At 71.1% G+C, this 15,269-nt stretch carries 9 protein-coding genes and 2 pseudogenes; 8 read left to right on the top strand and 3 right to left on the bottom strand.

What is annotated here, in order from left to right; all coding sequences use genetic code 11:
* Window positions 1–65: 65 nt before the first annotated feature.
* Entirely contained in the window at window positions 66–1,271 is a 1,206-nt protein-coding gene (gene hppD, locus EYA84_RS04045) for a 4-hydroxyphenylpyruvate dioxygenase (RefSeq protein ID WP_131051643.1), read from the bottom strand.
* A gap of 139 nt (window positions 1,272–1,410) precedes the next feature.
* Between hppD and EYA84_RS04040 the strand changes: the two genes are divergently transcribed.
* Window positions 1,411–1,896: an Lrp/AsnC family transcriptional regulator gene (locus EYA84_RS04040; protein WP_131051642.1), complete on the top strand. Its 486-nt coding sequence runs from the start codon at window positions 1,411–1,413 to the stop codon at window positions 1,894–1,896.
* A 133-nt stretch (window positions 1,897–2,029) separates the two neighbouring features.
* Here the strand turns inward: EYA84_RS04040 and EYA84_RS04035 are convergent, their stop codons facing one another.
* Window positions 2,030–3,022, bottom strand: coding sequence for a helix-turn-helix domain-containing protein (locus tag EYA84_RS04035; RefSeq protein WP_131051641.1), 993 nt, complete (start codon window positions 3,020–3,022; stop codon window positions 2,030–2,032).
* Between the two features lie 67 nt (window positions 3,023–3,089).
* Between EYA84_RS04035 and EYA84_RS04030 the strand changes: the two genes are divergently transcribed.
* The 5 genes and pseudogenes from EYA84_RS04030 (at window position 3,090) to EYA84_RS04010 (ending at window position 12,563) form a co-directional block, all read left to right on the top strand.
* Window positions 3,090–4,373: an MFS transporter gene (locus EYA84_RS04030; RefSeq protein ID WP_131051640.1), complete on the top strand. Its 1,284-nt coding sequence runs from the start codon at window positions 3,090–3,092 to the stop codon at window positions 4,371–4,373.
* A 200-nt stretch (window positions 4,374–4,573) separates the two neighbouring features.
* A complete protein-coding gene (locus EYA84_RS04025) occupies window positions 4,574–6,007 on the top strand; it encodes a PQQ-binding-like beta-propeller repeat protein (RefSeq protein WP_131051639.1) in 1,434 nt (477 codons plus the stop codon).
* Between the two features lie 250 nt (window positions 6,008–6,257).
* A complete protein-coding gene (locus tag EYA84_RS04020) occupies window positions 6,258–7,925 on the top strand; it encodes a fumarate hydratase (protein WP_131051638.1) in 1,668 nt (555 codons plus the stop codon).
* Window positions 7,926–8,128: 203 nt separating this feature from the next.
* Window positions 8,129–11,105: pseudogene (locus EYA84_RS04015) on the top strand (BTAD domain-containing putative transcriptional regulator).
* Between the two features lie 57 nt (window positions 11,106–11,162).
* Window positions 11,163–12,563: a class II fumarate hydratase gene (locus tag EYA84_RS04010; RefSeq protein WP_131051637.1), complete on the top strand. Its 1,401-nt coding sequence runs from the start codon at window positions 11,163–11,165 to the stop codon at window positions 12,561–12,563.
* A 462-nt stretch (window positions 12,564–13,025) separates the two neighbouring features.
* On the opposite strand, the gene EYA84_RS04005 is transcribed toward EYA84_RS04010, so the two are convergent.
* A complete protein-coding gene (locus EYA84_RS04005; protein WP_131051636.1) occupies window positions 13,026–13,571 on the bottom strand; it encodes a CGNR zinc finger domain-containing protein in 546 nt (181 codons plus the stop codon).
* 84 nt (window positions 13,572–13,655) lie between these two features.
* Here EYA84_RS04005 and EYA84_RS04000 point away from each other — a divergent pair, with 84 nt between their 5' ends.
* Both EYA84_RS04000 and EYA84_RS03995 read left to right on the top strand, forming a co-directional pair.
* On the top strand, window positions 13,656–14,615 hold the full coding sequence (locus EYA84_RS04000) for a DMT family transporter (RefSeq protein ID WP_131051635.1): 960 nt from the start codon (window positions 13,656–13,658) through the stop codon (window positions 14,613–14,615).
* A 3-nt stretch (window positions 14,616–14,618) separates the two neighbouring features.
* Window positions 14,619–15,254: pseudogene (locus EYA84_RS03995) on the top strand (HAD family hydrolase); the annotation flags it as partial.
* Between the last annotated feature and the right edge of the window lie 15 nt (window positions 15,255–15,269).

Below are 15,269 nucleotides of genomic sequence, written 5' to 3'. Positions count from 1 at the left end.
GGCCGGGGGCGTAGGCCCGCCGGCCGGCGACGGGTGCACGGGAGGCTGGGTCACGCTGGACAGTGTTACAGGTTGCCGCGCTTCTCCTGCTCCCGCTCGATCGCCTCGAAGAGCGCCTTGAAGTTGCCCTTGCCGAAACCGAGGGAGCCGTGCCGCTCGATCAGCTCGAAGAAGACGGTCGGGCGGTCCTGCACCGGCTTGGTGAAGATCTGGAGCAGGTAGCCGTCCTCGTCCCGGTCGACCAGGATCTTGCGGGACTTCAACTCCTCGATCGGTACCCGGACCTCACCGATCCGGGCCCGCAGCTCCGGGTCCTCGTAGTACGAGTCCGGGGTGTCCAGGAAGTCGACCCCGGCGGCGCGCATCGCGTCGACGCTGGCCAGGATGTCGTTGGTGGCGACGGCGATGTGCTGCGCGCCCGGACCCTGGTAGAACTCCAGGTACTCGTCGATCTGCGACTTCTTCCGGGCGACCGCCGGCTCGTTGAGCGGGAACTTCACCTTGCGGGTGCCGTTCGCGACGACCTTGCTCATCAGGGCCGAGTAGTCGGTGGCGATGTCGTCGCCGACGAACTCCGCCATGTTGGTGAAGCCCATCACCCGCCGGTAGAACTCGACCCACTCGTCCATCCGGCCCAGCTCCACGTTGCCGACCACGTGGTCGACCGCCTGGAAGAAACGCTTGGGCTGCACCCCGGCGTCGATCATCGGCTGCCGGTCCACGATCGGCTTGCGGGCGACGAAACCGGGCAGGAACGGGCCGGTGTACCGGGAACGGTCCACCAGGGTGTGCCGGGTCTCGCCGTAGGTGGCGATGGCGGCCAGCCGTACGGTGCCGTGCTCGTCGGTGACGTCGTGCGGCTCGGCCAGCCCCGTCGCGCCCTGGGCGGTGGCGTGCGCGTACGCGGCGTCCACGTCCGGCACCTCCAGCGCGATGTCCGAGACACCGTCACTGTGCCGGGCCACGTGCGCGGTGCCGGTGGCGTCGGGACGTACCGCCCCGGTGAGCACGAACCGGGCCGAACCGCTGGTCAGCACGTACTCGGCGTGATCGCGATAGCCCTGCTCCGGGCCCCGGTAGGCCACGCAGGTCATGCCGAACGCGGTGGAGTAGTAGTGCGCGGCCTGCTTGGCGTTGCCGACCAGGAAGCGCACGTGGTCCATGCCCTTGACCGGGAACGGGTCCTTGCTGGTGTCGTGGTCGACGGCGCCGACGAGGGCGTCGACGTCGACCTCCTCGGTCGACTGGGGTCGGTCGATCGCCTGGGTCATGGTGTCCTCCCTTGCGTACCGGCCGGCCTCGTGGGCCGACGGGGTCGTCTGCTGCTGCGAGCATCGCGGTGAGCGGGCTCACTGGGCAACACTCTCCGCCTGCGCTGGTCAGGTTGCGCAAACGGTATGGTGTTCACGCATGAACCCTGGACAGGTTGTACAGCTCGATGCGCTGGACGCGAGACTGATCGAGTTGCTCGCGGAGGAACCGCGGATCGGCGTGCTGGAGTGCTCCCGCCGACTCCGGGTGGCCCGGGGCACCGTCCAGGCCCGGCTGGACAAGCTGGTCGGCCGGGGCGTGATCGCCGGCTTCGGACCGGACCTCGGGCCCGCCGCCCTCGGCTTCACGGTGACCAGCTTCGTCACGCTGGAGATCAGCCAGCGGCTCGGGCACGACCCGGTGACCCGCCACCTCGCGGCGATCCCCGAGGTGCTGGAGGCGCACACCATCACCGGCTCGGGCGACGTGCTCTGCCGGATCGTGGCCCGGTCGAACACCGACCTCCAGCGGGTGATCGACCAGATCGTGGCGTACGAGGGGATCACCCGCGCCTCGACGATCATCGCGCTCGCCGAGCAGATCCCCTACCGCGTCCTCCCCCTGGTCCGCTCCGCCGTCGCATGAGCCCCCCCCGCCCAGCGGGTGCTGATGTAAGGAGGGGTGCTGATGTAAGGAGGGGTCCCCTGCTAACGCCTGGTGTATAGGAAGGGACCCCTGCTTACATCCGGGCGCGCTGCACGCGACGGTGCGGGAGTGGTCAGCGCTCGGCGAGGGCGTCGCCGAGCGGGGTGCGTCGGTAGCGGACGGCCCGGCCGGAACGTACCCGGCTGACCAGGCCCGCCCCGCGCAGCACGGTCAGGTGGTCACCGACCCCGCCCAGACTCAGCCCGAGTTGGGCGACGAGCTGACTGGTGGTGGCGGGCAGCGCGAGCGCCCGCAGCACCGCCGCCCGGGACCGCCCGAGCAGGCGGTCCAGGTGGTCGTCCGGGCGGCTCGGATCGGGTGGCCCGAGCAGTTCCGCCGCACCGTAGGCCGGGTAGACGATCGCGAACGGCCACGGCGGTTCGAGGTACTTGATCAGGATGCCGAATACGGTGGGGACGAAGAGAAGTCCCCGCCCGGCCAGCGAGTGCGTCTCCTCCTGGAGCGGGTCGTCGACCTCGATGGCGCCCACGTCGCCACCGGGCACCCAGCGCATCCGGGGGTCCAGGCCCGCGATGGCCGCACCCCAGCCGTACGCGAGCAGCCGACCGGCCCGGTGCAGCAGGTCGCGTTCGAGAACCGCGCGCAGGCGGGGCCAGTCCGGCTGTACGAGTGTCGTCCAGGCCGCCTCGATCGCGTCCGCGAGCAGGTCCACCACGTGCGGCGACCGGTAGATCCGGAGGGCGTACCCGGGGGGTGTGGTGTGCGGGGCGACGAGGTTGCGTGCCAGCTCGTCCCGGGCCTGGGCGAGCGGGGTGGCCCGGACCACCGCCAGTTCGTCGGCGAAGTCCTGGGCGGTGTCGGCCGGTGGCGGATGGATGAAGTCGGCGTTGTAGCCGCCCCGGCGCATCAGCGCCAGCAGCGCGCCCACCTCCGGCAGCTCGCGCCGCAGCCGCTCGTACACCGGCCGTTGCCGGGCCACCCAGGGGGCGAGCCCGGGGGCGCTGTTCAGCCCGGCCAGCAGCCGCAGCGCGGAGACCGTCTCACCCAGCGGTGAGACGGCGAACCGGCTCGCCGCCAGGTCGGCCGGGGTCACCTCGATCCGCATACCACGACCTTTCGTTCCCTGGCGAAAGGATAGAGCCGGACCGGGTACGCGCACGAAGCTTGCCGGCGTGAACAGCACCAGCACCACCGCAGCTCAGGGGGCTGCCGAACGTCCGGCGACGTTCCGGGACGTCTTCGCCGTCAGCGAGTTCCGGGTGATCTTCGCCAGCTTCAGCGTCTTCATGATCGGCGAGACGGTGAAGATGCTCGCCCTGTCCGTGCTCGTCTACGAGCGCACCGGGTCCGGCCTGCTGGCCGCCCTGGCGTACGTGACCGGGTTCCTGCCGCACGCCCTGGGCGGGGTGTTCCTGCTGGCGCTGGCCGACCGGTGGCCGGCCCGAGCCATGATGGTCGGCTACGACCTGCTGCGGATGGTCATGGTGGCGGTACTCGCCGTCGGGGCGCTCTCCCCGTCGGCCATGCTCGGGCTGGTCGCGGTGGTGGCCCTCTTCGGCCCGGTCAGCAACGCCGCCCGCACCGCGCTGTTGCCCGAGGTGCTGCACGGCGACGCGTACGTGCTCGGACGCTCGCTGCTCTCGGTCGCCTCCGGCGGGACCCAGGTCGCCGGGTTCGCGGTCGGCGGGCTGCTGCTCGGGCTCGTCGGCCCGTACGGTGCTCTCTGGCTGACCGCGGTGACCTGCGGGCTCTCGGCGCTGCTGGTGCGGACCGGTCTCACCCGACGCCCGGCCCGCATCCACTACGCCCCGATGACGACCGACAAGCCGGCGCGCGGGGCGGTACGCGAGACCCTGCGGGTCAACCGGAGCCTGCTCGCCGACCGGCGGATCCGGGGACTGCTGCTCGCCCAGTGGCTGCCCGGCTCGCTGCTGGTGGGCGCGGAGGGGGTGGCCGTGCCGTACGCGGCCGACCTCGGGCCGGGCGCCAGCGCGGGCGTACTGCTGATGGCCGGGGCGGGCGGCATGCTCGTCGGTGACCTGCTGGTGGGGCGGTTCGTCGCGCCGGCCCGGCGGGAACGGTGGACGCCCTGGCTCGCGCTGCTGCTCGGCGTACCGATGCTCGCGTTCGTGGCCCGGCCGTCGCTGGTGCCGGCGGCAGCCCTGTTCGCGGTGGCGACCGCAGGCTTCGCCTACCAGCTCGGGTTGGCCCGACGGTTCCTCGACGCGGTGCCCGAAGGCCGGCGTGGGCAGGCGTTCGGGCTGGTGAGCACCGGCATGATGGCGATGCAGGGGCTGGCTGCGGCGGGTGCGGGCGCGCTCAGCGAGGTGCTCGCACCGGGCCTCGTGATGGCGTTGGCCGGCGCGGCGTCGGCCACGGCGACGCTGATCCTGTGGCCGGTGCTCGCCCCGACCGGCCGCCCGCGTTCGGTCGGCGCGGGAGGTGCCGCCGCATGAGGTCGCGGCGTTCGGTCGCCGCGTTCGGCCGCCGTGTGCTGCCGCCGTGCGCGGTCGCGGTGTGCGGATGCGGTGTGCGGTCGCGGTGTGCGGTTAGGAAGGGACCCTTTTACCACCGGAGGCGTTAGCAAGGGTCCCTTCCTTTCACGACACGCGGGGTGGTGCGGGCGGTTGGGGGCGCGGGTGGCTACCGTGATCCGGTGGCGAAGGGCAGCGGGCTCGGCGTACGTGGCTGGCTGCTGCTCGGCCTCGCCACGGTGGTGGCGCTCGCCGCGACCGGCGTCTGGAACCCCTTCCCGACCATGTGGGACTGGGTGAACCGGCGACAGCCCATCTCCTCCCCTGATGTGCAGTGGCAGCAGCGCATCGGCGGCACCCCGCGCAGCGTCACGATCGCCGGTGAGGCGGTGATCGTCGAGCAGCGCACCCGCGTCGAGGCCCGCAGCCTGGCCACCGGCTCCCAGCTCTGGGAACGCAAGGCCGACTGGAGCGCGGTGGCCGGCGTCGGCCCGGAGTCCGTCGTCGCCGTGGGCAAGTTGCTGGTCAAGGGGTACGAGGTCCTCGACCCGAGCACCGGCGTGACGCGACGACGCGACGACGACGCGGTGGCCGTCTGGACGTACCGGAACCTGCTGCTCGACGCGCGCTGCGTGGAGGCCACCGACTGCACGCTGAGCGCCTGGGACCCGCGCGGCACCGCCCCGATCTGGACCGCGTTCCTGCCCGGGGTCAGCAGCGGCCTGCTCGCCGACAACCCGAACCTGCTGGACACCCGCCGCCTCGGCACGAACCGCATCCACGAGGAGGTGGCCGGCCCGGAGTCGGTGCCGCCGCTGCTCGGGTTCCCGGTCGACGGCCGGGTGCACGTGGTCGACACCGCCACCGGCCGGGTGCTCCAGAACGTCGAGCCCGGCCGGGACGAGCGGCTGGCCGTGATCGGCGGGCGCCTGCTGCACATCGCCGCCCGCTCGCAGGACGGCAACTGCTACTTCGCCATCACCGGCCGCGACCCGGCCACCGGCCAGGAGGCGTGGCGGCGGTCCGGGATCAACCTGCGGACCGCCGACAGCGCGGGCTGCGTGCAGCGGGAGGACCCGTACGGTGCCCGCAACGTGCTGATCGGAGTCGCGCCCGACGGCCGGGAGACGGTCCTCGACGGCTACGACGGGCGGCTGCTGCTGGTGGCCGCCGAGGGGGAGCGGGTACTGGCAGTCGACGACCGGTACGCCGTGGTGCGGACCGCCGACGGGGACACCGTCTCCGGCCGGGAACTCGGCACCGACCGGACCAGGTGGAACCGGCCCACCGGGGAGAAGACGGGCGCCGCGCTGACCCCGTACGCGACCGTGCTCACCGACGAGAAACCGAACCGGCTGGTGGCGCTCGATCCGCGTACCGGCCGGGAACTGGTCGTGCTGCGGACCTCCGCCAACGCCCTCGCGGTCGGCCCCGCCGGCATGGTGATCGGCGAGGGCCGCGAGATCGGGTACGTCCGCTTCGGCGCCACGGGCGACCCGGCACGCGACGGCAACGGGGGAGTACCGGGTCCCGCCGGTACCGGGCAGGTGCCGCAGCCCCAGGAAAGCTGCGGCCCCAAGAACGAACTCTGCACGGCTCCCGATTCCGGCAAGTGAGCCGGTCGGCGGGGCGGCCGAGTGCAACGCCCCACCACCCCACCCGGCGGGTGGGACCGACCGACCCGCCTGCCCTAGGCTTTGCGGTCATGAGCGAGCGCCAGCGAGCGAATCATCAACTCGGTGCGGTGATGGCCTCATGGCGGCACGCAGCGGAGCGGAGTGTCGTCATGAGCGAGCGCCAGCGAGCGAATAATCAGCGCAGTGCGGCGGTGCCTCATGGCGGCGCGGAGCGAAGCGGAGTGCGGTCATGAGCAGTGCCGTGGACTTCTCGTACGCCCCCCTGCTGCCGACCGGTCCCGACCAGACGGAGTACCGCCTGATCACCGACGAGGGCGTCGACGTCGTCAACGGGCCCGGTGGTCGGCGTTTCCTCACCGTGGACCCGGCGGCGCTGACCGCGTTGACCGCCGAGGCGATGCACGACATCGCGCACTTCCTGCGTCCGGCGCACCTGGCCCAGCTGCGGTCGATCGTCGACGACCCGCAGGCCTCGCCGAACGACCGGTTCGTGGCGCTCGACCTGCTCCGCAACGCCAACATCGCGGCCGGCGGGGTGTTGCCGATGTGCCAGGACACCGGCACCGCGATCGTGATGGGCAAGCGTGGTCGGCACGTACTCACCGACGGCAGCGACGCCGAGGCGATCTCGCGGGGTGTGTGGCAGGCGTACACGCGGTTGAACCTGCGCTACTCCCAGCTCGCCCCGCTCACCATGTGGGAGGAACGCAACACCGGCAGCAACCTCCCGGCCCAGGTGGATCTGTACGCGGAGGACCCGGATGGGCACCCGGACGCGTACAAGTTCCTGTTCATGGCCAAGGGGGGCGGCTCGGCCAACAAGTCGTACCTCTACCAGGAGACCAAGGCGCTGCTGAACCCGACGCGGATGATGCAGTTCCTGGACGAGAAGCTGCGGCTGATCGGCACCTCGGCCTGTCCGCCGTACCACCTGGCCGTGGTGATCGGCGGCACCAGCGCCGAGTACGCCCTGAAGACCGCCAAGTACGCCAGCGCCAAGTACCTCGACGCGTTGCCCACGTCCGGTTCGATGTCCGCGCACGGCTTCCGGGACCTGGAGCTGGAGGCCGAGGTGCTGGAGCTGACCCGCAACTTCGGCATCGGCGCGCAGTTCGGTGGGCGGTACTTCTGCCACGACGTGCGGGTGGTGCGGCTGCCCCGGCACGGGGCGTCCTGCCCGGTGGCGATCGCGGTGTCCTGCTCGGCCGACCGCCAGGCGGTAGCGAAGATCACCCCGTCGGGTGTCTGGCTGGAGCGACTCGAAACCGACCCGGCCCGCTACCTGCCCGATGTCACCGAGGGGCAGTTGGACGCCACCGAGGTGGTCCGAGTCGACCTGAACCGCCCGATGGACGAGATCCGCGCCGAGCTGTCGAAGTACCCGGTGAAGACGCGTCTGTCGTTGACCGGCCCGCTGGTGGTGGCCCGTGACATCGCGCACTCGAAGATCGCCGAGCGGCTGGACGCGGGCGAGGCGATGCCGCAGTACCTCCGCGACCACGCCGTCTACTACGCCGGTCCGGCGAAGACCCCGGAGGGGTACGCCTCCGGTTCGTTCGGCCCGACCACGGCCGGGCGGATGGACGCCTACGTGGAGAAGTTCCAGGCTGCCGGCGGCTCGATGGTGATGCTCGCGAAGGGCAACCGGTCGAACCAGGTGACCCGCTCCTGCGAGCAGCACGGCGGCTTCTACCTCGGCTCGATCGGTGGGCCGGCGGCCCGGCTCGCGCAGGACTGCATCAAGCACGTCGAGGTTCTGGAGTACGCGGAACTCGGCATGGAGGCGGTCTGGAAGATCGAGGTGGAGGACTTCCCGGCCTTCATCGTGGTCGACGACAAGGGCAACGACTTCTTCGCCGAGGTGACCAAGCCGGTCCTCAGCATCGGTCGCCGCTGATCCGTCAGCGGTGTTCGACATCGGTGCGCCCGCCCTGTCGAGCGGGCGCACCGCCCCCGTCGATTGCGGCCAGCCGCAACCGGCCACAGTGTGCCGACGCGCGCTGTCGATCCGCTCTCATATCGCTATCGGCCCGGTGTGGACTCGTGTGACCACCTAGTTACCCTGCTCGGGTTGCACCGTGTTGCGAGGCGGGGGAGTGGATGCGGTTTCAGATCCTGGGGCCACTGCGCGTCGGTGGTGGCGAAGCCACCGTCACGGCGGGCCGGGACCGGGTCGTACTCGCGGTGCTGCTGCTGCGGGCGAATCGCATCGTGCCGGTCGACGACCTGGTCGATGCGATCTGGGAGGAAGATCCGCCGGCCACGGCACGGGCACAGTTGCAAACCTGTGTGTCGCGGCTGCGGCAGCGGTTCGCCGCGCTGGGCATCCCGCCGGAGGTCATCGTCACCGATCCGGTGGGCTACCGCGTGCGTACGGAGCCGGGCGAACTCGACGCCGAGGTGTTCGCCGACGAGCTGACTTCGGCGCGTACGGCCCGCTCGGCGGGTCGGTTCGCCGACGCGCGGCGGCACTTCCGGGCCGGTCTGGCGCTCTGGCGCGGACCGGCGCTCGACGGGATCACCGGCCAGCACGTCCGGTCGCCGTCGCATGCGCTGGACCAGCGGCGGCTGGACGCGCTCGAAGACTGCGTGGACATTGAGTTGCGGCTCGGTCTGGCCGCCGACCTGATCGACGAACTGACCGAGACGGTCGCCCGCCAGCCCCTACGGGAACGGCTGCGCGGGCAACTCATGTTGGCACTGGCCGGTGTCGGTCGACAGGCCGACGCCCTCACCGTCTACCAGGAGGGTCGGCGGCGGTTCACGGCGGAACTCGGCCTCGAGCCCGGGCCCGCGCTGCAGGAACTGCACCAGCGGGTCCTCGCCGGAGACCTGGCGGTGACCGTGCCGGAGGCTCGCCCGCTGGCACCGATCCGGGCGTTGCCCCGTGCGATCAGCGACTTCACTGGGCGGCAGGAGACGATCGCGCGACTGGTCGAGGAGATCGAGCAGGACCAGGCCCGGATCCAGCTCATCGACGGGATGCCGGGAAGCGGCAAGACCACTCTCGCGGTGCACGTCGCGGCCCGGTTGGCTGACCGGTACCCCGATGCCCAACTCTTCATCGACCTGCACGGACACAGCGCGCGGAGCCCGCTCACCACAACCGCCGCAGTCGCTGCCCTGCTGCGGCAGCTCGGTGTCCCCCCGGAGCGGATTCCGCTGGATACGGACGACCGGCTCGCGATGTGGCGGACTGAGCTGACGCCCCGCCGTGCCCTGATCCTGCTCGATAACGCCGCCAGCGCCGAGCAGGTGGCACCGCTGTTACCCAGCGGACCCGACTGCCTCACCCTGGTCACCAGCCGTCGCCGGTTGGTGGGTCTCGACGAGGGGCGCCCGTCGTCGATTGCGACGCTCACCAGCGCGGAGGCTGTCGAGCTGCTCGGGCGGGCGGCGGGTGAGGCTCGGGTGGCGGCGGAGCCGGAGGCCGCGGCCGAGGTGGTACGCCACTGTGGTCACCTGCCGCTGGCGATCCGGCTGGCCGGGGCGCGGCTGGCGCACCGTCCCCGGTGGCGGATCGCCGATCTGGTCGTGCGTCTTTGCGACACCAGCGACCCGTTGGCCGAACTGGCCGCCGGGCAACGGTCCGTCGGCGATGCCTTCGCCCTCTCGTACGCCCAGGTGACGCCTGAGGCGCAGCGGATGTTCCGGCGACTCGGCCTGCACCCGGGCGTACGCTTCGACAGCACCGTCGCCGCCGTGCTCGCCGACCTGCCGCTCGCGGAGGCCCAGGAAGTGCTCGACGAGTTGGTCGACGCGCACTTGGTGGAGGAACCAGAGCCCGGGCGGTACCGGCTCCATGACCTCGTCCGCGAGTACGCCCGAACGCTCCTGACAGGGCAGGGCGGCGAGACCGAGCATGAGCACGCCCTGGAGCGGCTGCTCGACCATCACCTACACGTGGCCGCTTCGATCGCGCGGAGGATCGAGTCGGCGGGCAGCAAGCCGGACTTCCTTCTGCCCGAGCCGCCTCGTCCCGACCTGGTCGAGGTGTGTGCGGCGCAAGGGCCGGCCTGGGTGGACGAGAATCGGCGCGCGTTGACCGCGCTGTGCAGGATGGCGGAGAGCATCTTTCCGCGACGTTGCTGGCAGTTGGCGTTGGCCTGTTGGCGTCCCCTGTTCAACGGCGGTCAGATCGACGAGCTGACCGAGATGCACACCGTCGGCCTGCGGGCTGCGGAGAGTCTGCACGAGGAGTCAGCCGTGGCCCTGGTGCTGAACTACCTCGCCTCCGCCTATTTCCGGCGGGCACAGTTCGGGCAAGCCGTACGCCTGCTTCAACGGGCTGTGGACCTTACCCGGGGCAAGCAGCCCGACGGGCGACTGGCCAACATGATCTGGAACCTGGTCGCGTCGAACTCGTCCAACGGCGACCACCAGCAGGCTGCGGTATATCTCGACGAGGTCAGCCGGATCATTCCGGACCGCGATCCTGGCACCCAGATGATCACGTTGAACAACACCACCTGCATGTTGCTCAACGCGGGGCGCTACCGGAAGGCCCTCTGGCTCGGCCGAGTGCACCTAGCGTTGGCCCGAGAGGCCGCAGACACTCGGCAGATGGCGAACTCGATGGGTCACATCGGCCTGATCAGGTATCGATTGGGGGATTCCGGCCCGGCCCTTCGGCTGCTCCTGGCGGCACTGAGACTGCATCGTCAGGTCGGCAACCGGTTCGACGAAGGAGACATGCTCAACGGGCTCGGAATGATCGAACGGGATGCGGGGCGGCCGGAATCGGCGGCAACGTTGCACCGCCAGGCGCTGATCGCGATAAGGGAGGCGGGTGATCGGATCGGTCAGTGCGCGTCAAGGAACCTGCTGGGTCTGGCCCTGCTGGACCAGGGCGATGTACCAAAGCGCGTTGGACCTCTTCCGGCGGGTGTTGCAGGACGCCACCAAGGTCAATCACCGGCATCAGCAGGCCATGGCGTTGGACGGCATCGCGCACTGTCTGCGTCCGATCGATCCGGCTGCGGCACGCTCGCACTGGGTCCGGGCACTGGCCCTGTTTCGCCAAATTGACGTGCCGGATCAGCACCGGGTGGAGAAGGCACTCGCCGATCTCGGCTGAGGAGCCGACTGCCGCGATCATCTGCACGTCCGCTGTCGGCGGGGCAGGATGGAACGCGTGACGACTCCAGAGACGACGGGCTACCGGATCGAACGCGACTCGATGGGCGAGGTGGAGGTGCCCGCCGAGGCGCTCTGGCGGGCCCAGACGCAGCGAGCGGTGCAGAACTTCCCGATCTCGGGCCGGGGGATCGAGCCGGCGCAGATCCGGGCACTTGCGCAGATCAAGGGCGCGGCGGCCGAGGTCAACGGGGATCTGGGCGTGATCGACGCGAACGTGGCCGCCGCGATCGCCGCAGCCGCCGCGCACGTGGCCGACGGCGGGTACGACGACCAGTTCCCGGTCGACGTGTTCCAGACCGGCTCCGGCACGTCGTCCAACATGAACACCAACGAGGTGATCGCCACGCTGGCCGGGCGGGAACTGGGCAACGCCGTCCATCCCAACGACGACGTCAACGCCTCGCAGTCCAGCAACGACGTCTTCCCCTCCTCGATCCACCTGGCGGCCACCGAGGCCGTCGTACGGGACCTGCTACCGGCACTCGACCACCTGGCCGCCGCGCTGGAGGCGAAGGCGTCGGAGTTCGAGACCGTGGTCAAGGCCGGGCGTACCCACCTGATGGACGCCACGCCGGTGACCCTCGGGCAGGAGTTCGGCGGGTACGCCGCCCAGATCCGCTACGGCCTGGAGCGGGTGGAGGGCGTGCTGCCCCGGCTGGCCGAGCTGCCGCTGGGTGGTACGGCGGTGGGCACCGGCATCAACACGCCGCTCGGGTTCGCCGCCCGCGTGATCGACAAGCTGCGTGACTCGACCGGGCTGCCGCTGAGCGAGGCGCGGAACCACTTCGAGGCGCAGGGCGCCCGCGACGCCCTGGTGGAGACCTCGGGCCAGTTGCGTACCGTCGCGGTGGGGCTTTACAAGATCGCCAACGACATCCGCTGGATGGGCTCCGGTCCGCGCGCCGGCCTGCGCGAACTGCGTATTCCCGACCTCCAGCCGGGCTCGTCGATCATGCCGGGCAAGGTCAACCCGGTGGTCTGTGAGGCGGTCCGGCAGGTCTGCGCGCAGGTGATCGGTAACGACGCCACGGTGGCCTTCGCCGGCTCGCAGGGCGACTTCGAACTGAACGTCATGCTGCCGGTGATGGGCCGCAACCTCCTGGAGTCGATCCGGTTGATCGCCGCGTCGAGCCGCCTGCTCGCCGACCGCTGCGTGGTCGGCCTGGTCGCGGACGCCGAGGTCTGTCTGTCGTACGCCGAGGGCTCGCCGTCGATCGTCACCCCGCTCAACCGCCACCTCGGGTACGACGAGGCCGCCTCGATCGCCAAGGAGGCGCTGGAGAAGCAGGTCTCCATCCGGGAGGTGGTGGTCTCTCGTGGCCACGTCGAGTCCGGCAAACTCAGCGAGACCCAGTTGGACGAGGCGCTCGACCTGCTCCGGATGACCCACCCCTGAGGCCCCGCGAGGGACGGTTCTGCGGGGGTGCGGCGGGCCGCTGATCGCGGCGGGTGCTGCGGAGCCAGGTCGCGCGGGCGGGCCAGGACATGGCACGGGTGTCCTGTCGAGCTGAGTCGGATATGCCATCGCCCCCGGCAGTGGGACCGCCCGGCCGGGGGAGCGGGCGGAGGGCGAGGCATGCTGTCCCGTCGGCTCCGTGTGCCCCGGGACGCCATGAACATGCTCGATCCAGGATCGAGTGGTCATCGCGGACGGCCGATGCCACTCGATCCTGGATCGAGCGTGACCTTGGCGGAGACACCGACCCCGCGTGGCCTTGGGGCAGGACCTCGACCCTGAGCGTGGCCTTGGGCAAGACATCGACCCGGGTGGCCTTGGGGGCTAGACCTTGACTCCGAGCGCAGCAGGACGGGGCGACGGGCAGCTTGGCGCGGTGGGCAGGACGGGGCGACGGGCAGCTCAGGTGCGGGCGGCGGCCTTGCGGGCGCGGTAGGCGCTGACGGCGGCCCGGTTGCCGCAACCCGCCTCGCAGAACCGGCGGGACCGGTTCTTCGAGAGGTCGACCAGTACGTTGTCGCAGTCGGGGTGGTCGCAGGTCCGCAGTCGGCGCAGCTCGCCGCCCCGGACCACGTCGGCGATCGCCATCGCCGCCTCGACCGCCATCCGGGTGGCCAGTGGGGCGTCGCGGGGGACGGCGTGCAGATGGTACGGCTCGTCGTCGTGCGTGATGAGCTGCGGCAGCGCGCGATGCTCGCGGAGCAGCCCGTTGACGATCTCGACGATCTCGTCGATGTCGGCGGACCAGAATCGTCGCAGCCGGGGGCGCAGGGCGCGTACCGCGCGGAGCTCGGCCTCGCTGTGCTCGTGCCGGCCGCTGTAGGAGTGGGTGACGTAGAACGCGTCCAGCGCGGCGACGTCGGGCAGCTTGTCGCCGTCCCGCCCGTCGGTGTTGACCAGCGCGGCGGCGGCGGTGAGCGAACATTCGGTGTCATGGGCGAAAAGCAACTTGACTCCTGTCGTGGCCCCGCTTTAGCGTCATCGGTGTAAGCCTAGTTTGCCCATGGCGGGCGACCGTGCCAAGGAGAGTCGATGCGTCATTCCCCCGTCGCGGGGGCCGGGCTCGCCCTGGCCCTGCTCTCCGCGGTCACGTTCGCCACCTCGGGCACCTTCGCCCGTTCGTTGATCAATGATGGCTGGTCCGCCGAGGCGGTCGTCGTCGCCCGGGTCGGCATCGCGGCTCTGGTGCTGGCCGGGCCGGCTCTGCTGGTGCTGCGGGGCCGGTGGGCGGTGCTGCGCCGCAACATCGCCTCGATCGGTGTCTTCGGGCTGCTCGGGGTGGCGCTCGCCCAGGTGTGCTTCTTCAACGCGGTCCGTTACCTGCCGGTCGGGGTCGCGCTGCTGCTGGAGTACCTCGGCATCATCCTCGTGGTCGGTTGGACCTGGCTGGTCCAGGGGCAGCGTCCCCGCCGGCTGACCGTGGCCGGCTCGGCGGCTGCCCTCGCCGGCCTCTTCTTCGTGCTCGATCTCACCGGAGCCGGGCGGCTCGACCCGATCGGGGTGCTCTGGGGGTTGGGCGCGGCGGTCGGGCTGGCCGGCTACTTCGTACTGGCCGGCCGGGTCGACGCCGCCCTGCCGTCGGTGGTCATGGCCAGTGGCGGGATGGCCGTCGGTGCCGGCGCCCTGCTGCTGCTCGGCCTGCTCGGCGCGCTACCACTGCGGGCCGACTTCGGCACGGTCGAGTTCGCCGGGCGGGAGACGAGCTGGCTGGTGCCGATCGTCGGCCTCGCGCTGGTGGCGGCGGTGGTCGCATATCTGGCCGGGATCGCTGCGGCCCGCGTCCTCGGTGCCCGGATGGCCTCCTTCGTCGGGCTCACCGAGGTGATGTTCGCGGTGCTGATCGCCTGGCTGGTGCTGGGTGAGCTGCCGACGGTCGTGCAACTGCTCGGCGGGGCGTTGATCGTGGCCGGGGTGGCCCTGGTCCGCCTCGACGAACTGCGCGCACCCGTCATGCCCGACCAGGCGAAAGCGGCGGAGCCCGCCCTGACATGACACCCGGCGGCGGCCGAGGTGTCGCTCGCCGACCTGGAGTCGGACTGGGACGCCGTCTTCGGTGATCTGGCCTCGGCGCCGGTGACGGAGATCCGTCGGGCGGCGCTGGCCCGTTCGTTGGCCCGTGCGGACCTCGGCGGCCACCTGGACGAGTTGGCCGGGGTCTTCTTCGCCCGCCGCTTCGCGCTCACCCGGCCCTTCCCCGACGTGCTGCCCGCGCTCACCGCACTGCGGGCGCGGTGGGCGCTCGGCTTCGCGACGAACGGCAACAGCCGCGCGGAACGCTGCGGCCTGGCCGGTGAGTTCTCCTTCGAGGTGTACGCACACGAGGACGGCCTGCCCAAGAAGCCGGCGCCCGAGTTCTACGAAGCGGTGTGCGCAACTGCCGGGGTGCCGCCGTCGCAGGTGGTGCACGTCGGGGACAACCCGGCGTTCGACGTGGTCGGGGCGCAGCGGGCCGGTCTGCGGGCGATCTGGCTGAACCGACGGGGCGACTCACTCCCGGCCGGTGTGCTGCCGGACGCGACAGTGTCCTCGCTCGCGGAGTTGCCTGCCGTCCTGGTCGACCTTTCCGGCGAAGCGGATCTTCCTCCGCGTAAGCGACGCCGGTCTGGCGAAACGTCATGCGTTGATGTCTGATGACGCCACGTCCCT

It is taken from the genome of Verrucosispora sp. SN26_14.1, assembly GCF_004307965.1.
Lineage (GTDB): Bacteria > Actinomycetota > Actinomycetes > Mycobacteriales > Micromonosporaceae > Micromonospora.
Note: the sequence above shows the minus strand (reverse complement) of the source record. Positions and strands in the feature narration are given on the sequence as shown.

What these genes read in the sequence shown, in the direction of transcription:
- hppD (WP_131051643.1), bottom strand. Translation starts at nt 1,271, where the DNA reads ATGACCCAGGCGATCGACCGACCCCAGTCGACCGAGGAGGTCGACGTC.
- EYA84_RS04040 (WP_131051642.1), top strand. Translation starts at nt 1,411, where the DNA reads ATGAACCCTGGACAGGTTGTACAGCTCGATGCGCTGGACGCGAGACTG.
- EYA84_RS04035 (WP_131051641.1), bottom strand. Translation starts at nt 3,022, where the DNA reads ATGCGGATCGAGGTGACCCCGGCCGACCTGGCGGCGAGCCGGTTCGCC.
- EYA84_RS04020 (WP_131051638.1), top strand. Translation starts at nt 6,258, where the DNA reads ATGAGCAGTGCCGTGGACTTCTCGTACGCCCCCCTGCTGCCGACCGGT.
- EYA84_RS04000 (WP_131051635.1), top strand. Translation starts at nt 13,656, where the DNA reads ATGCGTCATTCCCCCGTCGCGGGGGCCGGGCTCGCCCTGGCCCTGCTC.